Origin of the sequence: Nitrincola salilacus, assembly GCF_046271865.1 — a bacterium.
In the GTDB taxonomy this organism is placed as follows: domain Bacteria; phylum Pseudomonadota; class Gammaproteobacteria; order Pseudomonadales; family Balneatricaceae; genus Nitrincola; species Nitrincola salilacus.
In genome coordinates this window covers 4615789-4636229 of the sequence record NZ_CP176580.1, presented here as the reverse complement: position 1 = coordinate 4636229, position 20441 = coordinate 4615789, and the positions used below count along the sequence as shown (strand labels likewise).

17 protein-coding genes are annotated in these 20441 nt (G+C 53.5%); 10 read left to right on the top strand and 7 right to left on the bottom strand.

All coding sequences use genetic code 11. From position 1 onward, the window contains the following. Positions 1 to 38 precede the first annotated feature (38 nt). Positions 39 to 1010 carry a GlxA family transcriptional regulator gene (locus tag ACK3CJ_RS21295; RefSeq protein WP_409524202.1) on the bottom strand — a complete coding sequence of 324 codons (972 nt, stop codon included), beginning with the start codon at positions 1008 to 1010 and terminating at the stop codon, positions 39 to 41. A gap of 102 nt (positions 1011 to 1112) precedes the next feature. On the opposite strand from ACK3CJ_RS21295, the gene ACK3CJ_RS21290 reads away from it, so the two are divergent. Next, positions 1113 to 1724: a LysE family translocator gene (locus tag ACK3CJ_RS21290; protein ID WP_409524201.1), complete on the top strand. Its 612-nt coding sequence runs from the start codon at positions 1113 to 1115 to the stop codon at positions 1722 to 1724. 113 nt (positions 1725 to 1837) lie between these two features. Then, the gene (locus tag ACK3CJ_RS21285) at positions 1838 to 3061 is read left to right on the top strand and encodes an MFS transporter (RefSeq protein ID WP_409524200.1); all 1224 of its coding nucleotides are present in this window, start codon (positions 1838 to 1840) and stop codon (positions 3059 to 3061) included. Between the two features lie 82 nt (positions 3062 to 3143). Here the strand turns inward: ACK3CJ_RS21285 and ACK3CJ_RS21280 are convergent, their stop codons facing one another. Then, positions 3144 to 5681, bottom strand: a complete 2538-nt coding sequence (locus ACK3CJ_RS21280; protein WP_409524199.1) for an EAL domain-containing protein — start codon at positions 5679 to 5681, stop codon at positions 3144 to 3146. A 281-nt stretch (positions 5682 to 5962) separates the two neighbouring features. Here ACK3CJ_RS21280 and ACK3CJ_RS21275 point away from each other — a divergent pair, with 281 nt between their 5' ends. Continuing rightward, positions 5963 to 7588, top strand: coding sequence for a methyl-accepting chemotaxis protein (locus ACK3CJ_RS21275; protein WP_409524198.1), 1626 nt, complete (start codon positions 5963 to 5965; stop codon positions 7586 to 7588). Here ACK3CJ_RS21275 and ACK3CJ_RS21270 read toward each other — a convergent pair whose 3' ends face one another. Both ACK3CJ_RS21270 and ACK3CJ_RS21265 read right to left on the bottom strand, forming a co-directional pair. Beyond that, positions 7589 to 7906 carry a hypothetical protein gene (locus ACK3CJ_RS21270; protein ID WP_409524197.1) on the bottom strand — a complete coding sequence of 106 codons (318 nt, stop codon included), beginning with the start codon at positions 7904 to 7906 and terminating at the stop codon, positions 7589 to 7591. Between the two features lie 58 nt (positions 7907 to 7964). Further along, entirely contained in the window at positions 7965 to 8927 is a 963-nt protein-coding gene (locus tag ACK3CJ_RS21265) for an NADPH:quinone reductase (protein ID WP_409524196.1), read from the bottom strand. Between the two features lie 380 nt (positions 8928 to 9307). Between ACK3CJ_RS21265 and ACK3CJ_RS21260 the strand changes: the two genes are divergently transcribed. Beyond that, positions 9308 to 9811, top strand: a complete 504-nt coding sequence (locus ACK3CJ_RS21260) for a GGDEF domain-containing protein (protein ID WP_409524195.1) — start codon at positions 9308 to 9310, stop codon at positions 9809 to 9811. Positions 9812 to 10035: 224 nt separating this feature from the next. Here the strand turns inward: ACK3CJ_RS21260 and ACK3CJ_RS21255 are convergent, their stop codons facing one another. Then, the gene (locus tag ACK3CJ_RS21255; protein ID WP_409524194.1) at positions 10036 to 11340 is read right to left on the bottom strand and encodes an IS1380 family transposase; all 1305 of its coding nucleotides are present in this window, start codon (positions 11338 to 11340) and stop codon (positions 10036 to 10038) included. Between the two features lie 149 nt (positions 11341 to 11489). Between ACK3CJ_RS21255 and ACK3CJ_RS21250 the strand changes: the two genes are divergently transcribed. Further along, a complete protein-coding gene (locus ACK3CJ_RS21250) occupies positions 11490 to 11822 on the top strand; it encodes a GGDEF domain-containing protein (RefSeq protein ID WP_409524193.1) in 333 nt (110 codons plus the stop codon). 57 nt (positions 11823 to 11879) lie between these two features. On the opposite strand, the gene ACK3CJ_RS21245 is transcribed toward ACK3CJ_RS21250, so the two are convergent. Beyond that, positions 11880 to 12365: an FKBP-type peptidyl-prolyl cis-trans isomerase gene (locus tag ACK3CJ_RS21245; RefSeq protein ID WP_409524192.1), complete on the bottom strand. Its 486-nt coding sequence runs from the start codon at positions 12363 to 12365 to the stop codon at positions 11880 to 11882. 69 nt (positions 12366 to 12434) lie between these two features. Continuing rightward, the gene (locus tag ACK3CJ_RS21240; RefSeq protein WP_409524191.1) at positions 12435 to 13892 is read right to left on the bottom strand and encodes a sigma-54 interaction domain-containing protein; all 1458 of its coding nucleotides are present in this window, start codon (positions 13890 to 13892) and stop codon (positions 12435 to 12437) included. 295 nt (positions 13893 to 14187) lie between these two features. On the opposite strand from ACK3CJ_RS21240, the gene ACK3CJ_RS21235 reads away from it, so the two are divergent. The 5 genes from ACK3CJ_RS21235 to ACK3CJ_RS21215 all read left to right on the top strand — a co-directional run bounded on the left by ACK3CJ_RS21235 (position 14188) and on the right by ACK3CJ_RS21215 (position 20384). Next, positions 14188 to 14967, top strand: a complete 780-nt coding sequence (locus ACK3CJ_RS21235) for a 3-hydroxybutyrate dehydrogenase (RefSeq protein WP_409524190.1) — start codon at positions 14188 to 14190, stop codon at positions 14965 to 14967. Between the two features lie 271 nt (positions 14968 to 15238). Then, complete coding sequence (locus ACK3CJ_RS21230) at positions 15239 to 16303, top strand: TRAP transporter substrate-binding protein (protein WP_409524189.1); 1065 nt, start codon at positions 15239 to 15241, stop codon at positions 16301 to 16303. A gap of 40 nt (positions 16304 to 16343) precedes the next feature. Further along, entirely contained in the window at positions 16344 to 16937 is a 594-nt protein-coding gene (locus tag ACK3CJ_RS21225) for a TRAP transporter small permease subunit (protein WP_409524188.1), read from the top strand. Between the two features lie 33 nt (positions 16938 to 16970). Then, on the top strand, positions 16971 to 18332 hold the full coding sequence (locus ACK3CJ_RS21220) for a TRAP transporter large permease (protein WP_409524187.1): 1362 nt from the start codon (positions 16971 to 16973) through the stop codon (positions 18330 to 18332). A gap of 162 nt (positions 18333 to 18494) precedes the next feature. After that, positions 18495 to 20384: a methyl-accepting chemotaxis protein gene (locus ACK3CJ_RS21215; protein WP_409524186.1), complete on the top strand. Its 1890-nt coding sequence runs from the start codon at positions 18495 to 18497 to the stop codon at positions 20382 to 20384. The last annotated feature ends 57 nt before the right edge of the window (positions 20385 to 20441 follow it).

Below are 20441 nucleotides of genomic sequence, written 5' to 3'. Positions count from 1 at the left end.
AAAGCCGGGAATGAATGGAATGGGTGCCGACTATCAGATCACCCCCTCCGCCGATACACCCCTGGCGTCACCCCAAACCGCCGCTTAAAACACTTGCTCAGATACCCCACATCCGGCATACCCACCTCCTCGGCGAGTTGTGCCAGATGATGATGGGTATGCTGCAGGCGCCAGGCCAGGTGCTTCAGGCGCATCTCCTGCCAGTAGGCGCGAGCCGGGCAGTTGAACCGGGCGACAAACAGACGATCCAGCTGGCGCCTGCCCACACTGACCTGAGCGGCCAGTGCGTCGATAGTCATCGGGGTGCCCAGATATTGGCGCATCAAGGCCAGTGCCCGAGTCAGGTGGCGGTTGGCATCCGGTTCGGGTTGCAGGGATTTGAGTCGGTGCCCGGTTTCCCGGGTTTCGTCCACCAGCATATCGGCCAGCCCCTTGAGTGCACGCTCTCTGCCGCAGTGGCGGCTGATCAGCTCGGTGCCCAGGTCGATCGCAGCACTACCGCCGGCGCAACTGATACGTGAGCCATCCAGTAGGTAGAGCTGGTCGGTGGTCATCTCGATATGCGGGAATTGGGTGGCAAACTCGCGGGCGTGGCGCCAGTGCACGGCTACGCGATGCCTGTTCAGAAGCCCTGCTGTGGCCAGCAGAAAGCAGGCGTTATCGATACTGACCAGATTGAGTCCGTGTGAGTTGGCCTGACGCAGCAGGGCACGGTACTGGGGTGCCAGACGCTGAGTCTGTTCTGCTTCGCGTGCGCCGAAGATAACCAGATATTGGTAGTCGGACCAATCAAGCTCACCCGGTGTGGCCTGCACCCTGACCTCCACACCACAGCTGGCCGTGATGGTTTCATCTGCCTCCAGGCCGAGTATCTGCCAGCGACAGTAGCGCTGACGGCTGAGGTCCTCATCGTCGGCCGAGAAGCGCAGCTTGTCGAGAAAGCCGCCGAACGGGAGTAGTGCAAATCCTGGCAAAGGAAGCAGCAGAAAGCCAACATCCGGTGTCTGCATGTTACCTCCATATGTCTAAAAATGACCTTATGATGTCTTGATAATACAGGGCTGTATCCGTCTGTGGCGAGCATAATGCACCGATTATTCACAGGAGTTGTTATGACGCTGGATACTTGGTTGATCTATATGGTGGCCACGCTTGGCCTTTCACTGACACCCGGCCCAAATGGTCTGTTGGCGCTGACACACGGTGCACTGCATGGGCCGACGCGAACGCTGGCAACGATAGCCGGTGGGGCATTGGGTTTCGCTGCGGTGATCGGTCTGTCCATGTTTGGCATTGCGTCGTTGCTGAGTCTGGCAGGGGAGTTGTTGCTGGTGATGAAGATTGTCGGTGGGCTGTATCTGGTCTGGCTGGGTATTCAGGTGTGGCGCTCGCCCTCTCCGGGTGGTGGAGTGGGTAATCTGAAGGGCAGGGTCAGCCGCTGGCATATGGCGCGGCAAGGGTTTTTGGCGGCGCTTGCCAACCCCAAGGCGATCCTGTTTTTTGCGGCGTTTCTGCCTCAGTTTATCAACCCTGAGGTAGATCTCTGGCTGCAGTTTGTCATTATGGCGGCCACGTTTGTGCTGATAGAGTGCCTTACGGAGCTGTTCATCGCAGGGTTTGCCGGTCGTGTATCCGGTTGGCTGGGGCGTTGTGGCAAGGGGTTCAATCGAGTCTGTGGCAGCCTGTTCATACTGATCGGTGCCTGGCTTCCTCTCAGCAGTTAAAGGCGAGCATCAGGTTGTGCCAGAATTGTATGGGTGACGAAATACCGGTTGTTGAAAAACGAGGATTTGGTGATCATGACGCTTTATCAGAAAAGACTGATTAACGGCTGAAGATGATGACAACAAAGCTCAACCCCTGGTGGATCGTAATGGCCGCGGCCGTCGTGCTGGCCTACAGTATGGGCGTCCGGCTGGCGCTGGGTCTGTTGGTGCCGGATATCAGTCAGGGGCTGGGTGTCACTGTTTCTGAGTTATCGCTCGGTTTTGCGATCCAGAATCTGATCTGGGGGGCGGTGTCGCCCGTGGCCGGCGCTCTGGCTGAGCGTTACGGGACGGCAAAGGTGTTGCTGTTCGGGGCGTTTCTCTATTTTGCCGGGCTGGTCGCTGCGGCGGTTGCGCAAAGTGGGGCGCTGTTCTTTATCGGTAATGCGCTGCTGATCGGCGTGGGTGTAGGGGCTACCACTTTCCCGATTGTGCTGGCGGCGGTGGGTAAGCGCTTTCCTGCCAATAAGCGCACGCTGGCGCTGGGTGTAGCCAGTGCCGGTGGCTCACTGGGGCAGTTTCTGTATGCCTTGGTGCTCGGCTACTATGCTCCGTCTCAGGGTTGGGCCAATACCTTCATGCTGTTTGCCTCCACCACGGTGCTGATCCTTGCGATGATCTGGTTGTTACGGGATCAGGCAAAACCAGCGCCGGATAAGGATGCGCCGCCGCTGCGAATCTTTGACTGGCAGGCGATTGGCCAGGCGATGAAGCTCAGAGAATACCAACTGCTGAATATCGGCTTTTTTGTCTGCGGCTTTCATATCGCGTTTATTTCGGTGCATATGGCAGGGCTGGTCGCCTACTGCGGATTGCTGCCCGGCGTGGCAGCGGATTCGCTGGCGCTGATCGGACTGATGAATATTATCGGGGTGATTGTGGTCGGCTGGGCGGGTGATCGCTGGCATAAGCCCTGGCTGCTGGTTTGGATTTACGGGCTGCGTGGGTGTTTGATTCTGATGCTGCTGATGGTACCGATCACCGATCAGGTCCTGTACCTCTTCTCGGGCATCATGGGGATGCTGTGGTTATCCACCGTGCCACTGACCAGCGGTGCCATTGCGCAACTCTTCGGCACGAAAAATCTGGCCTCTCTGTTCGGGATCGTGATGTTCAGCCATCAGATCGGTGCCTTCTTCGGCAGCTGGTGGGCTGGGCTGACGTTTGAGTGGTATGGCTCTTATGATGTAGCGCTGATCGCCAGTGCACTGCTGGCTATGTTGGCGGCAGTTGTGCATCTGCCGATGACACCACGACGCATGGAGAAGCTGGCCTATCGGGAGCAGGCTGCCTGAGCAGAAGTGCTGGTCAGAGTGCTGATCAGAAGTGAAGGTCAGGGCCTCGCGCTTCATTCTGAAGGTGGGGGATACCGCAGTGTCAGTTGTCCGCAGCCGTGAGCGGAGTGAACCCGTCTGTCAGACGGTTTTCCAGTTCGACCAGTGGCAAGGGGTGGCTGAACAGATAGCCCTGGAACTTACGGCAGCCGAGCGTGAGTAGCATCAAGTGCTGTGCGTCAGTCTCGACCCCTTCTGCAATCACCGACAGATCCAGGCTTTGTCCGAGTGCCACCACGGTACGCACAATGGCTTCATCATTGGGGTCTGTAAGTAGATCGCGCACAAAACCCTGGTCAATCTTGAGCTGGTCCAGTGGCAGACGCTTCAGCGCACTCAGGGAGGAGTAGCCTGTGCCAAAGTCATCCAGCGAAAAACGTACTCCGCGCTCCTTGAGCCGGTTCATCTTCGCAATCGCCTGCTCCACATCCTGTAGCAGCAGGCTTTCGGTCAGTTCCAGTTCCAGTCGACTGGGGTTTGCTCCAGTCTGATCCAGTATTTTCAATACATCCTCGACAAAGTCGTCGTCATGCATCTGGCGTGCGCTGACATTTACTGCCAGACACAAGCCTGCCGTATCGGGCCGTGCCGACCAGCGTACCAGTTGCTCACAGGCGCTGCGCAGTATCCAGCGGCCGAGTGGGATGATCAGCCCGGTTGCTTCGGCTGTGGGAATGAAGTGGGCGGGTGATACCAAGCCCTGCTGAGGATGTTGCCAGCGCACCAGTACTTCCAGTCCTATCAACGTACCGAGTTGGTCGAACTGTGGCTGGTAGTGCAGCACGAACTGCTTATCACTCAGTGCTTGCCGCAGACCGCTTTCGATCTCGGAGCGCATCCTGACCTGGTCGCGCATGACCGGATCAAAAAAACACAGTTGGTTACGACCAGCGCTCTTGGCTTCATACATTGCCAGTTCGGCACATTTGAGTACTTCATTGCTGTTGTTCCAGGCATCCGAAAACAGGGCAATGCCGATACTGGCGGTGCCGGTGTAAAGCTTTTGGCCAAACAGGAAGGGTTCCTGCAGTGTCTGCAGAATCCGGTGGGCGGTTTTATCTATCAGATAGTGGGATCGTTCCTTGCGCTCATCCAATCCTTCAAGCAGCAGGGCGAACTTATCACCACCGATTCGGGCCAGGATGTCGCTTTCGTGCAGGTGTTGAGACAAGCGTTCGGCTACGCTCGACAGGAAGCGATCACCTGCCTGATGGCCGTGGGAATCATTCAGATTGCGGAAGTTGTCGAGATCAATAAACAGCACGGCCCCATCCTGTTTGCGGTGGATAGATCTCGCCATCGATTGCAGAAGGCGCTCCTGCAGCAGACGGCGGTTGGGCAGACCTGTCAGGACATCGAAATAGACGAGTTGGTGGATCTCCTGCTCCTGCTGCTTTTTCTCGGTGATATCGGTTGAAACACCGCATAACGCATAGATGGTTCCATCTGGCTTGCGTAATGGCAATTTGACCGATAGGAAGAAGCGTGGGGTGTGCTCGCCAGGAATCTGGTTGCGCTCTTCCTCCACGACACGTTGGCCCTCCTCCAACACCAGACGATCGGTTTCCAGTAATTGGCGGGTAGTATCGGCATCGAAAAAGTCGCTGTCATGCTTGCCGATCACATCCTGTTCGCGTTTGCCGAAGAGTTCACAGACTTTTGGGCTTGCGTAGAGGTAGCGGTAATCCGGTCCCTTGATATAGATGTAGGCTTCCACATTGTTCAGGATCGTACTCAATCGCTGCTCGCTGGCCTGCAGGGCATGTGTTTTCTGCCGTACCTTATAGCGCAGCAGCAGAACAAAACCCATTGCCAGTAAAAGCAGTAGTGTCAGCGCGGCGATACCAAACCTGACCGACTGTGGCAGGATCGCGTTAGGCAGGCTGCCATCCCAGCGTTTGATAACCTGAAAATAGGGCGATTCAGTATCGCGTCGCCACTGCTCGATATAGCTGTCGATCTGCGCCAACAGTTCATCATGTCGGCCAGGTGGTGCGACATAGAAAAGGCGTGCGGGCTGGAACATGATGGTGGTGGGCAGCAGGTTATAGCGGGGTGCATGGTAATCGCCAAACTGGTGATTGGCCACCATTACATCTGCCTGACCCCGATTGAGGGTGTCCAGAACCTCTTCCATGTTGGATACCGTGACAAAACTCAGATCGATATCAAATCCGCTGACCAGTGAGTGCAGGTAATTGAGCTGAATGGAGCCATCGAGCAGCGCAATCCGTTTGCCATCAAGATCCAGCAGGGATTCTATCTCTACATCCGCCCGACGATAGATCTGTGACCAGCTATGCAGGGATGGGATGGTGTGAAAGTTCATCTCACTGCGGCGCTGTGGATTCTCGGCTACATCAGGCAACAGATCCAGCTCACCTGTTCGGATCCCCTCAAGGCAAGCTTCCCATTCGCAGGGTACAGCGGTCAGTTGCCAGTTTTCCCGGTTGGCTATCTCGACCAGCAGATCACCGAGAATACCTGAGGGTTGGCCGGACTGGCTCATCAGGATCTTGGGCTCGTTTTCGTACACACCGATTTTAAGCTCAAGTACTTCTGAGTGAACTGAATGAGCCATCAGTAGCGTAGAAACCAGCAGCATTTTACGGAGAGACCGGTTGATGCGCATATTGTTCCTTCGATCTGAGCTTCGTTGTTCAAATTAATATCACACCCTTGTCAGGGCTGCATATAACTTTTAGCGGTTGATGCAAGAGAACTTCTGGGGGAGATGTATATGGAGGGAAATGTTAACCAAACTATAAACATAAGGCTGTTCTAATTAAATGATTGCTAATAATAAAATAAACTTACAGAATAAACCATAACATCCTTTAACCAAGCCAATGGGTAAGCCTCATGCTTTCAAATCTGTCTGTTTTTGCCCGCCTGCTGCTGTTGTGCACACTACCTTTGTTGGCACTTATATTGAGTATTGTTATTGCACTGAGTGATATGAAAGTTCTCAGTGACAACACTGATGCATTGTTTGTGGACAGGGTTGTTCCATTACGGGATCTCAAGGTGACGTCCGATTCTTATTCGATCATAGCTGTGGATGCTTTTCAGAAGTATCGCGCGGGTACGATAGATCTGGCTGCATTGAATACCGAGCTCAGGCGCGCTGGTGAACGGGGCGATCCTGCCTGGCAACGATTTTTGACGACGCAGATGGATCAGCGCGAGCGGCAATTGGCAGATGAAGCGGAACGGATTCGCGTTTCTGTTCTGCGTTTTCAGGAGAGCCTGCAGCGCCGCGCATCCAGTGGGGAATTGCAGCAGATGGACCTCTCAACTTTTAATACTGAGCTTTTTGCTGCTTATGAGCCCTTGGCAGATGCGCTGAATGAGCTGATAGAACTGCAGTTGGATGAAGCGGAAGTGCTCAGGAGTTTTGCTGAGCGGCAGTATCAGAAGGATCGGTTGCTGTTCATCACTGTCGGTGTGCTGGTAACGCTGGGGATTGCCTTTCTGGCACTGTTGATTTTGCGCTCCATTCAGCAGCCTATCACCCTGCTTGCAACATCCATGCAGCGGATAGCAACACACTCTGATCTCACCGAGCGTGTGCCGGTGAAGGGCAAGGATGAAATTGCTCAACTCAGTCAGCAGTTCAACGGCATGATGGATCACTTTCAGTCACTGATCAAAAACCTGACTGGCGTGACTCATCAACTGGCTGCCGCTGCTGAGGAGATGAGTGCAATCAGTCATCAGGTCAGTGGCACGGCTCAGGAGCAGGAGCAGCAGACGACGATGATCGCGACGGCCATAAATGAAATGACGGCAGCTATCTCGGAAGTAGCATCTAATGCTCAGAGCGCCTCCTTCAGTGCTGATCAGGCCAATGAGCAGAGTCGACAGGGGCTTGAGCGTTCGCGTCTGTCAGTCAAGTCGATAGAGGCATTGGCAACCAGCATCGATGAATCTGCTGGCCATATTCAGGATCTGGGAAATCAGATTCAAAACATCACCGAAGTGCTGGAGGTGATCGAGAAGATTGCCGGACAGACCAACCTGCTGGCGCTGAATGCAGCGATTGAGGCTGCCAGAGCAGGTGATGCCGGACGTGGATTCAGTGTGGTGGCGGATGAAGTGAGACAACTCGCGGCCAACACTCAGCAGGCAACCGAGCGTATTCAGCATACTATTGTGACGCTGCAGGCGCTGGCGCATAAAGTGATTGCAGAGATGCAGCAGTCTATCCAACGTGCTCAGGCGGGCGTAACTGCAGCAAGAGAAAATGGCGAGGCGTTCGAAGTTGTGAGGGCTTCTGTGGGTGCCATTGCAGATATGAACGTTCAGATCTCAAGTGCAACTGAAGAGCAGACTGCGGTAGCCAACGAAATAAATGAGAATGTCACGTTTGTATCAAGCAGTGTCAGTGAGGTTGTCAGTGGGGCGGATCAGACCTCTCAGGCGAGTCAGCAGCTTGCCGAACTGGCTCAGCAGCTGCAGCGTGAGGTCGAGCGCTTCAAAACCTGATCAGTCGCTTTCCCAGACTTCACGCAGGGGTTCACCGAAATCATCGTAGAGGATCTTCTTGCGAGGCTTCTTCATCGGTGGTTTCGCTTTTCTGGCGGCAGTCTGACGACGCGCATCCAGTGCTGCCATCACCTCAGGGATAGGAGTACGTGGTTGAGGCGGCTGTGGGCTGAAAACCGGTGCAGGGAGTGGCGCGCCATCAGCCAGTCCGGTACAGCCTGATTGTACGGACAGAACCCGGCCGCCCTCCGACAGGTAACGCTTCATGTCACGCTCGAGCTCGCGTCGCGTTTCGGCTTTTGTGGGACGTTTTGCCATGGTATTCAATTAGTATCAAAGCCCGGCATCAGTTGTCTGAGGCCGGGTTGTGGTTGCATTAGTCTGCAATGTGGATAACCAGATTGCCCAAAGCACCGGGCTTAAGTACATCCTGATGCGCCGAAGGTAGTTCAGCCAGGGTGTAAATGGTGCGTATGACAGGCTCCAGCATCCGGCTGGCCAGCAGCGGGTAGAGTGCCTGGCCTATCTGACGCAATTCCGGCGCGCTGACATTGAACAGCGCCATACCCAAGACTGCGGCATCGCGTGCCATCAGATCACGAGGGTTGATCTCAATTGTACCACGGTTACCGATCACAACGACGCGACCTTTTGGGGCCAGCGCTTTCAGGTCTCTGTCGAGGTTGACGTTTGCCAGCATTTCGATGATCAGGTTGATGCCATTACCTGGCTGCTGCCAGTTGGCCAGGTGCTCGGCGTCATTGTGGTTGATCACCTGCGCAACGCCCTGCTGTTTCAACAGCGCTTCACCCTCAACGGTCCCGGCACTGGCGATCACTTTCAAACCAGCTGCCGCTGCCAGTTGGATGCAGGCGATGCCGACTGCACCGGTGGCGCCATGAATCAGCACGGTTTCCCCTGCCTGCGCCTGACCACGTCCGAAGAGTGCGCGATGAGCCGTTGTGTAGGGAACACCCAGGCACGCGCCTTCGTCGTAGCTGATCGCATCCGGCAGGGCAAAGGTGGTGGCAGGGTCGAGCAGTGCGTATTCTGCAGATGACCCCGTCAGGGTGCGACTGAAGTAGACGCGATCGCCAGCTTTGAAGTCGCTGACCAGTTTCCCGACTGCTACGACCTCTCCTGCACCATCCATGCCGGGAGTATGAGGAAAGCTTGCAGTATAGTTATTGGTGCCTGCACGAATATAAGTGTCTACCGGATTAACACCAGCGGCTTTGACAGCCACCAGTATCTGCCCGTCCGCAGCTACTGGCTGGTCGACCTCTTCCAGATTCAATACATCAACATCACCATGCTGGTGGCTTCGCATCGCTTTCATGTTTTAAAGTTCTCGTCTGTCAGGGTTAAACCCTACAGGGTAGTCTTCCGGCGGGCAGCTGGCAATATCCGGGTATTGGCAAGAAATATTTTGAATAGCGCCTGTCTGTCGATCTAGGTATGCTATAAGGCCAAGTGGAGAGTAAGGTATACCTTGTTCGGTGAAAGAATAATCGAATAGCGTGCAGTTACCGAAAGCCTTGGGCAGAAAGACAAACTGATTGTTATGAATCGTGAAGGTAGCGTTTGACTTCCATACATTCGGAAAACTTTCCGCGTAGAGTTTCGATACTGTTTCATATAGTGGCAATGCTGCCGCTGGCTGGTTTTTCAGCTGGACATCTCTTCAGGGGAGATCCTTGGCTGGGTCTCATTCTTCTGATGGCACTTGTCACTGTGACGTTATCGCTACGTCAGGAACTACGCTTTCGTGACAGTCTGCTGTATCGTCAATTATTTGTGCTGGTGGTATCGCTGGCGATCGTTTATGCCTGTTACTCGGTGGGGCTGCGTGGATTGATCTACACCTTCCCGATGGCTTCTGTCTTCTTTTTCACTTTCAGGCTCTCTCATGGTGTGTTCACCGGTGTTATCTTCTCCGTCAGCTGTCTGCTGGCCGCACTGAATGTCGAAGAGCCGCTGCTGGTGATCCGTTTTTCCGTCGGCATTACCATCTGCATGGTGTTTGCGAGTATTTTTGCCTTAATCGTCGGGCGACAGAAAGCCGATCTGGAGCGTCAGGCTGGCATAGATGAGCTGACCGGCGCGCTCAACCGTCGTCGGCTTCAGGAAACGCTGGATACTGCATTGCAGCTCAAGCATCGACATGAGACGCCAGCCAGTCTGATTCTGGTTGACCTGGATCATTTCAAAACAATAACCTGAATCAGTGACTCCACCCACCCCAACCTGAACGGATAGTCGTCACTGCTAAAATTGCTCTTTAACAACAGATCTTACCCTGACAGATCGTCTGTCCGTACTCATACGATGACCGTCACCAGCAGTGGTGAGTCATTCACTGTGTGTTTTTTGATCGACTCTGATGACCTGGACACAACCTGTTCTGGTCGAAGACCCTGTGATTAGTTTCCGCTGTATCAGATCAGTCAAATGGCAGTATACACCCGGTGGAAGGCCTGGTACCCCGGACAGTGCTGACCAAACCGAAGTATGAGTTGTCGTCCGCTGCGAAGCAGTCGGCAAGCCATGTACATCAGTTCCTGCATCACGGTTTTCAGACGGCGGCGTTTGGCCTTATGGCGCACAGGCGAGTCCTGCTGCATCAGGCCCCGCAACCCTATCCAGCGCAGGATGTTGTAACCCAATACGGCAAAGGCCATCACCAGGTCATTGGTATCGAACTTGCCGGATGGCAGACGCTCCAGGTCCAGATCGGTTTTGAACTCACTATGGTACTGCTCACTGGTGGCATGATCCTGATACAGCCTGATAATGGTGGCATCGTCAGCCTGATCCGAAGACAACGAGGTAAGCCAGCCTTCAATACTAATCTGAGGCTCCAGAAACATCTGCCCTTTGGCATCACACTGACGGACGGTGACCTTGATGACACGACGGGTTTTGTCAGCATCATCCAGTAATTGAGAGAACACGGCGTCCATCTTGCCCGCCCGACGATGTTGCCACTGGGCCTTTGCATTGGCCTCATCGTACCACTGCCAGAGATCCTGCTGACGGGGGTTCCATTTGATCAGGAAGTCAATGTTGTGTTGCTTGAACCACGTGCGATTCTCAGCGGCATCATGAGCACTGTCGAGCCGTACCAACAGAGGCTGATCGGTCAATTGCCGGGCTCGGGGAATGATGCGCTCCAGAACCTGAATAAACTCATGATTGGCATGTTGACTGCCTGTGCGGAGCTCGCATCCCAGACACCAGCCTTCCTGACCAAGATAGGCGGCTATCGGCGCATAGCCGTCATAACCCTTATAGGTATAGGACACGCCTTCCTTCTGGGTTTGACTGTTATCCATGGGAAAAACATCCATATCCAGCGGGATGTGGCCTGTCGATAGTCCGGTCAGAGGTACGGTGGCGTTCTGCATGAACTCGACACTGGCAGCATCCAGCAGGGGGATCAGGGCTGGAGCGTCTTCATCGAATCGCTGACGCAATCGTGCTGAAGAGGGTGATTGTTTGACCCCCATCGCCGCCGTGAAATAGGGGTCATGGCGTGTCTGCTCAACGGCCTCAAAGTCACTTTTACCCAGGCAGATGAGGCCAAGGTAGGTCCGGATAAGATCCATGTTGGCAATACCATGACGTTTGACGATGCTGCGAGATGTCTTGTGCAGTGTCGTCAGATGGTTCAGGCAATGCCCTACTAATGCCAGGCCTCCATGTGGGGTGATCACGTCTGTTTTGGACTGTTCAATCTTGAATTTGCGCATGGGCTGACACCACTGACTGGGTGAATGGAAATCAGTGGCTATTTTAACGCTGGAAGCCTTGTGATTGCAGGGGGTGAGGCATTATATGTGACTGCGAAGTCACGGAATCAGGAATAAATGATACACATGGACACCTCACAGGTGATCAGGTGTTGATCGACTTTGCCCGGCTGGTCTCGGGGCGCATCCGCAGTTGTGACAAGCTGTTTCGTTTCGGTGGTGAGGAGTTCATGATTTTGCTGCCGGAGACGACAGAGCAACAGGCGTTCCAGCTAGCGGAATCACTGCGTGTACGGATAGAACAGAGTACCTTTGGCGGCAATATCCATCTCACCTGCAGCTTCGGCGTTGCCGAGCTGCAGGCGGAGGATACGCTGGAGGGTTGGTTGCAAGCCTGTGATGTGGCGTTGTATGAGGCCAAGCACAAGGGGCGTAATCTCACTGTCCGGCGCCTTCAGGTCGTTTCTGAGGCCCTGGCCTGAGTTATATCAGCCTCTGAGGCTGTTCGCTCCGGCTGATACAACGGACTGAGCAACTTCTTAATGGTGGTGATGGCCGCCGGGGCCATGTGCATGGCCGTGTGCGATCTCATCCTGTGAGGCTTCGCGTACATCGACAATACTGATATTGAAGGTCAGACTTTTTCCGGCCAGTGGATGGTTGGTATCAACCTGAGCCTGGGAGTGTCCGACCTTGACGATGGTAACATCGCGGTAATCGTTTTCACCCACTTCAAGCAGCGCTGGCATACCGGGGCTCCACTTCTTTGCACCGTGCAGACGTTTCAGTTGAACCTTTTCGATGGCACCTTCCTGGCGCAGACCATAGGCCTTTTCCGGCGGCAGCGTCACGTCGAATTCATCACCTGCACTGTGGCCTTCGAGTGCCTCGACCAGTCCAGGAAGCAGGCCGGGGCTGCCCTGCAGATAAAGGACCGGTTCCTGTCCGTGAGAGCTGCCCAGCTCTTCGCTTTCATCCGACAGGGTGTAGTGAAACTGAACAACGGTGTTTTTTGTGATCTGCATTGTATGCCTCATGGTTCTGTTTAAGTTGCCATTATCCTTGTTGGTGAGATAAAGGTCGAGAAGCGGTGCTTAATTGTCTGCTTCAACACCATCATGCACTCGGTGATGTTTGAGCTTTTCATATAACGCAGCACGCGAAATGCCCAGTAATCGTGCTGCTTCAGAGCGGTTGCCTCGGGTATGGCGCAGTGCTTCGTCAATGGCTGCGGCCTCGGCCTCCTGAATCTGTGCTTTGAGCGGGCGTGGAGGTTGCGAAGGGGTCGGCACAGTCGATTTAGCGGGAGCCGCCTCGGCCGGCAGGCGGGGCTTGTTCAGACGGGGGTCCAGCAGATCCTGTATTTTTGTGATATCGATGAGGTTGTCGTTTTCACTGAGGATGCAGGCGCGCTCCAGCACGTTATAGAGCTCGCGGACATTGCCGGGCCAGTCATGATGACACAACAGGTCGAGCGCACCGCTGGTCAGCTCCTTGGGCAGTAGTCCCAGACGTCCGGCACACTCATCCAGAATACGTTCACTCAGCATCTCGATATCGGATAAACGCTCGCGCAGCGGTGGCAGATGGATCGGCATGCCATTGAGTCGATAATAAAGATCGGCACGAAACTCGCCTTCATCCACCATTTCGCCAAGATCACGGCTGGTAGCTGCGACGATCCGGACATCGGCTTTCTGTACATTATTCGAGCCTATCCGTTCAAACTCGCGTTCTTGCAGCGCACGCAGCAGTTTGGCCTGCAGTGCCAACGGCATATCACCTATCTCATCCAGAAACAGGGTGCCGCCTTCGGCGATTTCGAACTTGCCAGGCCGTCCCTCTTTCTGCGCGCCAGTATAGGCGCCGGGTGCAACACCAAAAAACTCGGCTTCGATCAGGCTCTCTGGAATGGCGGCGACGTTGATTGATATAAAAGGTTTACCTGAGCGCTCCGACAGGTCGTGCAAGGCATGGGCAAACAGCTCCTTACCGGTTCCGGTTTCACCGGTTATCAGTACAGAGATGTCATAGCGTGCTGCCTGACGGATCTGATGCTTGATGGTGCGCAAGGCTTCACTGCGTCCGGCTATCTGCGATAACTGGTAGCGTACGTTGCGTGTCGGAACCTGACGACTGACATCGCGGATCTGGCTCTGCAATACATTGTACTTGGCCAGCAGCGGTTTCATATGAGAGGCGCTTTCGATAGCAACAAACGCAAAGCCGCCGACGATATGGCCTCTCTCATCCTGCAGAGGAATCGCACTCACCACTACCCACTGGCTGCGAATGTAGAGCAGATCCAGAAAAACCGGATTTCCGCTGGTGACGACATGTGGCAGATAACTGTTGGGAATGATGTCGGTGATGTGGTGCCCGACCGGCGACGCTTCCAGACCAAGAAAATCCATATAGCCGTCACTGATCCAGGAGATGACCCCCTGTTGATCCACAGCGATGGCATATTCATAAAAGGCTTCGAAGGACTCGGCCAGAAAGGTGAGTGCCTTTTTTCTGACCTCATGCAACGTATTTTTTGTTATTGGCATGATCACTATCCAGACTGAGGGTGTCTGAATATATAGACAACTTCTGTCTGGAATGCCAGACAATAGTGTCTTGAAAAAAAGACGGTGTGAGAGCGCTACGATGATCGATTTTAATTAGTTATTTGATATTAAATGATTTTTTAGTTGTGGCACGGCATCTGCAGTATATAAGGAAATAATAAATAAAATACAGGAACACCCTCATGATACGCGTCAATCCGCTTTACGCCTGCTGTTCTCTCGTTTCGATCAACACTGCATCGTGAAATCAACGTAAGAACACGGGAACTCTGGCATGAAAAATTCCAAAAGAGCACTTGTCACCGGATCCACCAGCGGTATTGGGCTGGCTACTGCCCGCGTGCTGGCCAGCCATGGTATCGATATTGTCCTGAACGGTCTGGAGCCACAACAGGAAGGTGATGAGCTGGCACGTGAGCTGGCAGGTCAGTATGCCGTCAACGCCTACTATTGCCCGGCAGACCTCAGTCGTCCTGAGAAAATCCGACAGATGATGACAGATATCGGCCAGGCGGGTGGCATCAATATTCTGGTTAACAACGCTGGTATTCAGTTTACTTCACCCATTCTGGATTTTCCCGCCGAAAAGTGGGATCAGATCATGGCGATCAATCTCAGCGCAGCGTTTCATACTACGCAACAGGCTTTGCCCATGATGCTGGATGATGGCTGGGGGCGCATTATCAATATCGCATCTGTGCATGGTCTGGTGGCCTCGGTACATAAGTCAGCATACTGCGCAGCCAAGCACGGGTTGATTGGTCTGACCAAAGTGGTTGCGCTGGAGCAGGCTGCAAACAACATTACAGCCAACGCTATCTGCCCCGGCTGGACGGATACACCATTGCTGAATGATCAGTTCAAAGCCTACAGCAAGCAACATGGCGTGACCTTTGATGAGGCCAAGTTGGGTCTGATACAAAGTAAGGCCCCATATCCGAGGCTGGTTGCGCCCAGTGAAATAGGCGAGTTGGTCTACTTTTTGTGCACGGATGCCGCCCGGGCTATCACCGGAACATCCATGCCGATTGATGGTGCCTGGACGGCACACTGATGGTTGAAAGGGATGTAAATGAAAACGCTGGAAATGGAGAAAGCTGATTTTTTGTTCTTCCTCATTGGACAAAGTATCAGACTATTTCTACCTTGACATTCGATACATAAGAAAATACTGTTGGGGAGCTTTTTCTGGCTAATTGGTAATACCAATTTGGTTGAGGTTTAAAAAACGTAACCTGATCCATTTTAACTAAGCAGAATGTAACCACGCTGATGCTTATCGCTCAGTTGGTTGCAGGTAAAACAAAAATAAGAGGAAGAACTTGATGAAACATGCTCTGAAAGCGGTGGCACTGTCCACCACGCTGGTAGCGTCTACAGCAGCCATGGCCGATTTTGACCGTGTACGTTGGCAGGTCCCGATGTCCTTCTCCTCCACCTTGACAGCCCTTGGCGACACCATGCCAGAGGTATCCAGAATGTTGGATCAGATGAGCGGTGGTCAAGTCACGCTGCAGGTTTTCGAACCGGGCGCGCTGGTACCAGCACTCAGCATTTTCGAAAACGTCAGCGCAGGTAATATTCCTGCAGGTTACTCCTGGATGGGTTATGAGTGGGGTCAGCTTCCCGTAGCTGCACTATTCGGCGCCACACCCTTTGGTCTTGAATCTCAGGAATTCCTTGCATGGATGTACTTCCATGGCGGTGATGAGTTGCTCAAAGAAGCTTTCGCCCCCTCAAATGTATATCCGATTCTCTGTGGCACCATCAGTCCTGAAGCCGCCGGTTGGTTCCGCGAAGAGATCAACTCTGTTGATCAGTTAAGTGGTTTGAAATTCCGTGCAGCCGGTGTTGGTGGTGAAATCATGGCTGAGTTCGGCATGTCTGTAACCATGCTGCCGGGTGGTGAGCTGTATCAGGCGCTGGAAACCGGCGTGCTGGATGGAACCGAGTTCTCTCTGCCAACCGTTGATGAGCAGTTGGGCTTCTATCAGGTTGCCAAATACTACTACCTGCCTGGCTGGCATCAGCCGTCCACTAACCAGTTCCTCTATGTGAACATGGATGAGTGGAACAAGCTGAATGATCAGACTAAAGCTTTGATCGAAAACACCTGTATGGCCGGTAACGCTTATGCCCTTTCTCGTGCAGAGGCTCTGCAAGGTGCGGTGTTGAAGAGCTTTGCTGAAAAAGGCGTCAACATGCGTCAGTACAATGACGAAATTCTGGAGGCCTTCCAGGAAGCGACTGACCGTGTAATGGCGCGCCGTTCAGAGACTGATCCTATGTTTGCGAAAGTCTACAGCTCAATGAAAGAGTTCCAGGCTGAGCATAGCGCATGGAAGCACCTGGGATATCTGCCACGTGATTGGGGTCAGGATAAAGAATAAGACTTTATCGACTTCCCTGTAAGCGAGGTGGAATTTTTCCATGGCTGAATACAAACTTGATTTGCAAAAAATCGAGGAGGCGGTCGCTCATAAAGCGGCCGCCGTTGATTACCCTCGTACTCTTATTTCAGACGTGCTGGAGGGGATTGTTGATCTCTTCGGCAAGGTCTTTTCCTGGTTCTGGATAGCGCTGATGTTACTGGTAGTCGGTAACGTCATCATGCGCTATGTACTGGGTACCAACTTCATCGCCCTTGAGGAACTGCAGTGGCATCTCTATGCCGCTGGCTTCATGATCGGCTTATCCTACTGCTTTGTGCATGATGGACATGTACGGGTTGATGTTCTGGCCGAACATCTGACGCTGCGTAAGCGTGCGGTGATTGAAATACTGGGCATCCTTATTTTCTTCCTGCCTTTCTGTTATGTGATCATGTTCTATGCCTTCCCCTTTGTGGAGCGTTCGTATCGAATCAATGAGGTGTCAGCGGCGCCGGGTGGATTACCCATGCGATGGGTTATCAAGTCCGTGATTCCGATCGCGTTCGGATTGCTGGCGATGGCGGCTGTGGCACGTCTGTTGCGGGCTCTGTCCCTGTTGACCGGGTTTCCCCGGGCACGGCGATTGCCTTGATGTCAGTGCACAAGAGTGTAGAAGGGGAAGCCTGTGTTTGAAGTGAACGAGATTATAGTTATTGCCATGCTCAGCAGCTTTATTCTGTTGATCTTCACCGGCTATCCGGTGGCGTGGATTCTGGCCGGTATATCCGTGCTGTTCAGTGTTGGCTCGATACTGGCCTATCAGTATTTTGATGTGGATACCTACTTCCTGACCGACTGGCGCATCTTTGGTGTCATGGTGCAACGCATCTTCTCGCAGATGAGTAACTGGGTACTGGTGGCCTTGCCCATGTTCATCTTCATGGGGCTGATGCTGGAGCGCTCGGGTGTGGCGGAGCGGTTGATGAACAACTTCGTCAATCTGTTTGGTCGTTTCCGTGGCGGTCTGGGTGTTGCGGTCATCACCATCGGTATTCTGCTGGCTGCGTCTACCGGTATTGTTGGTGCCTCTGTCGTGCTGCTGGCAATGCTGTCGATTCCGGCAATGCTGGAGCAGAAGTATTCACCGGCATTTGCCAGCGGGATTGTGGCTTCGGCCGGTACCCTGGGAATTCTGATCCCACCCAGCATCATGCTGATCATCATGGCCGATCAGCTGTCCCTTGCTGTGGGTGATCTGTTCATGGGTGCGCTGATTCCAGGTGTCATGCTGGGTTTGATGTATATCGCGTATGTGATTCTCGTGTCGATCTTTGTTCCCGGCATGTCCAAGCCACGGGATGATCTACCGCCTATTACCTGGCCCATGGTGCGTGCGACGCTCTGGGCGGTTGTTCCACCACTGGGGCTGATTCTGGCTGTACTGGGAACGATTTTCCTCGGGATTGCTACGCCGACTGAAGCGGCGGGTGTTGGTGCGCTGGGTGCGACGCTGCTGGCCTGGATGAATGGCAAGCTCAATTATGAGGTACTGAAGGATGTCAGCCGTAAAACAACGCTGACAACTGCATTCGTATTCGGGATTTTCCTCGGCGCGACTGCTTTTGCTGTAGTCATGCGTTCGCTCGGCGGCGATGAATTCATTGGCAGCCTGCTGAAGGGGATTCCATTCTCACCTGAAGGGATTGTTGTGGTGATTCTGCTGATCACCTTCGTAGCAGGATTTTTCCTCGACTGGCTGGAGATCAGTCTGATACTGCTGCCTCTGGTCGGGCCTGTCGTGTCAGCACTGGGATTTGATCTGACCTGGTTCGTTGTACTCTTTGCTCTGGCTTTGCAGACGTCATTCCTGACGCCGCCGGTAGGCTTCTCACTCTTTTACCTGAAGGGTGTTGTGCCACCACAGATCAAGACAACGGATATCTATAAGGGTGTTATTCCGTTCATTCTTATCCAGTTGCTGGCAGTGACCATGGTGTTTTTCTGGAAGGACCTTGTGCTCTGGTTGCCTGGAGTGCGTTACGGTTGATCACAATCACATCGGTTTAATGGATAACCGCAGCGGCAGGGATGCATTGCTGCGGTGACTGGATGTTCCCAGCTGCCCTCCCTCGGCAGTACGATGTTTGCTGTCTGCAATGACTGCACGGCAATCATGCAATCTCAAATATAAAAAATAAGAAGAGTTGCGATGATTACGAATTTGAGCTTTCGTGCCAAGCTGATTATTCTGCTGGCATCGGTAATCACTGGTTTTCTGCTGTTGGCTGGTGTGGCCTTTAATGGGCTGCAAACTCAGGCAACAGCCAACCACCAACTGCAACAGCTTTCCAGGATCAAATCCAACATCGATGCGTTGGCACTTGCGATGCTTGAAACATCCGATCATCTAAGACAGGTGTCGGACGATACCTTCCCCGAGTTTACCCGTACCTTGCAGCAGAATCGCAGTGCGTTCAGTGCGCAACTCAAGGTGGATGCGGAGCTGGCGACTGATGTTAATGCAGCACAGGCGCTTGAGGCTTCCGCACAATTACTGACACGCTATTTTGACGCTCTGGAGCAAGTGGCGGCAGTGCAGGCGCAGGTTGGTTTTGATGCTGGCTCCGGCCAGAAAGGGGTGGTGGCTGCCTCAGGAGAGACGGTACTGGAGAGTGTATCTTTTCTGTCTGTGATTCAGCAGGCGTTTCTCAGCGTCAGGGACGCTGAGCGTCAATACATATTCGAGGCCAGTGCCGACAATCTGGCGTTGTTTCAGCAACAGTATGATGACTTCATGGAGCGTGTGGCCGCATTGGGAGGGCTTCAGGAGCGCTTTGGCAGTGTTATAGAGGACTACCATGGTGAGGTGGCACAGTTCACCCAGATGCATGCGGCTCTGGAGCAGGCGCAAGAAACCTTGAGAACGGTGAGATCAGCTTTTAACAGTAATCGTCAGCAGACCTCGGCCATGCTGTCCAGTCTGGTGTCTCAGGCCCAGGAGAATGCACAACGCAGCTCCAGTCAGGCGATTTTTGCGCTGGTTCTGGTCAGTGTCATCGTGGCCGCCGGTGTGATATTGATGCTGCTGATGATCGGTTACAGCGTCAAAACAACGCTGTCACAAACGATAAAGGATCTGGGGCGTGTCCGTGATGGTGATCTGACCGTGCGACTGGCGGTCAACAGCAAACGAAATGATGAGTTTGATGCGCTGTGCCATTCCGTCAATGAGATGTCGGATGGGCTGGGTGCCGTGATCGGGGATGTTGTCACTATCAGTTCCGATGTTGATCAACGCGTGTCTGAGTTGAACAGTGAATTGGATAATATTGCCGCCAGCAATCGCTCTCTCAGTCAGCAGACCAACTCACTGGCGGCCTCCACCGAGGAGATTTCGGCCACCATTTCCACTATTTCGGACACGACCGCTGAGTTGAGTGAACAGTCCAGAAACACATTTGAATCGGCAAAGTCCGGTATGGATATTCTCAAGAGCCTGTTAGCCAATCTGAATGAATCGAATCGGATGGTGAACCAGACCGGAGAACAACTCAATGCTCTGGGCCAGCTGTCACAGGATATCGATAATGTGATTGGTATGATCAACGATCTGGCAAATCAGACCAATCTGCTGGCGCTGAATGCCGCCATTGAAGCGGCACGGGCAGGAGATGCCGGTCGTGGATTTTCGGTGGTGGCGGATGAAGTGCGCTCATTGGCTGAGCGTACCGTTGATGCCACATCACGCATTACAGGTATCGTCAATTCCATACAGAGCTCGACCAGCAGTACCATCACGCTGATGAACTCCAGTCAGGAGAAGCTCGGCGCGATAGAGCAACTGGGTAGCCAGGCGGAGCACGCAATGAGCGAGATAGAGTCGAATGCGAGTACGGGGTCCGCGTCGTCAGCTGAGATGGCCCATGCGGTTCAGGAGGTGGCCAAGACCGCTTTGCATATGAGTCAGGAGATGGATTTCATCGCCCAGCAACTGCGCAGTGATACAGGCTCAATCGATACCATTACCGGCAATACCCGCAGAATTCATGAGATGGCTGCCGATCTGAGCCGCAAGACATCTGGCTTCCGGGTTGCCTGAAACTTAATCCTCTCCTGTCGAAGAATCCCTTGCACAAGGATGTGAATATTTGGGTAT

Excerpts from the sequence above, each read along its gene's own strand:
- ACK3CJ_RS21295 (WP_409524202.1), bottom strand. The coding sequence starts at position 1,010 with ATGCAGACACCGGATGTTGGCTTTCTGCTGCTTCCTTTGCCAGGATTT.
- ACK3CJ_RS21290 (WP_409524201.1), top strand. The coding sequence starts at position 1,113 with ATGACGCTGGATACTTGGTTGATCTATATGGTGGCCACGCTTGGCCTT.
- ACK3CJ_RS21285 (WP_409524200.1), top strand. The coding sequence starts at position 1,838 with ATGATGACAACAAAGCTCAACCCCTGGTGGATCGTAATGGCCGCGGCC.
- ACK3CJ_RS21280 (WP_409524199.1), bottom strand. The coding sequence starts at position 5,681 with ATGGCTCATTCAGTTCACTCAGAAGTACTTGAGCTTAAAATCGGTGTG.
- ACK3CJ_RS21275 (WP_409524198.1), top strand. The coding sequence starts at position 5,963 with ATGCTTTCAAATCTGTCTGTTTTTGCCCGCCTGCTGCTGTTGTGCACA.
- ACK3CJ_RS21270 (WP_409524197.1), bottom strand. The coding sequence starts at position 7,906 with ATGGCAAAACGTCCCACAAAAGCCGAAACGCGACGCGAGCTCGAGCGT.
- ACK3CJ_RS21265 (WP_409524196.1), bottom strand. The coding sequence starts at position 8,927 with ATGAAAGCGATGCGAAGCCACCAGCATGGTGATGTTGATGTATTGAAT.
- ACK3CJ_RS21260 (WP_409524195.1), top strand. The coding sequence starts at position 9,308 with ATGGCACTTGTCACTGTGACGTTATCGCTACGTCAGGAACTACGCTTT.
- ACK3CJ_RS21255 (WP_409524194.1), bottom strand. The coding sequence starts at position 11,340 with ATGCGCAAATTCAAGATTGAACAGTCCAAAACAGACGTGATCACCCCA.
- ACK3CJ_RS21245 (WP_409524192.1), bottom strand. The coding sequence starts at position 12,365 with ATGCAGATCACAAAAAACACCGTTGTTCAGTTTCACTACACCCTGTCG.
- ACK3CJ_RS21240 (WP_409524191.1), bottom strand. The coding sequence starts at position 13,892 with ATGCCAATAACAAAAAATACGTTGCATGAGGTCAGAAAAAAGGCACTC.
- ACK3CJ_RS21235 (WP_409524190.1), top strand. The coding sequence starts at position 14,188 with ATGAAAAATTCCAAAAGAGCACTTGTCACCGGATCCACCAGCGGTATT.
- ACK3CJ_RS21230 (WP_409524189.1), top strand. The coding sequence starts at position 15,239 with ATGAAACATGCTCTGAAAGCGGTGGCACTGTCCACCACGCTGGTAGCG.
- ACK3CJ_RS21225 (WP_409524188.1), top strand. The coding sequence starts at position 16,344 with ATGGCTGAATACAAACTTGATTTGCAAAAAATCGAGGAGGCGGTCGCT.
- ACK3CJ_RS21215 (WP_409524186.1), top strand. The coding sequence starts at position 18,495 with ATGATTACGAATTTGAGCTTTCGTGCCAAGCTGATTATTCTGCTGGCA.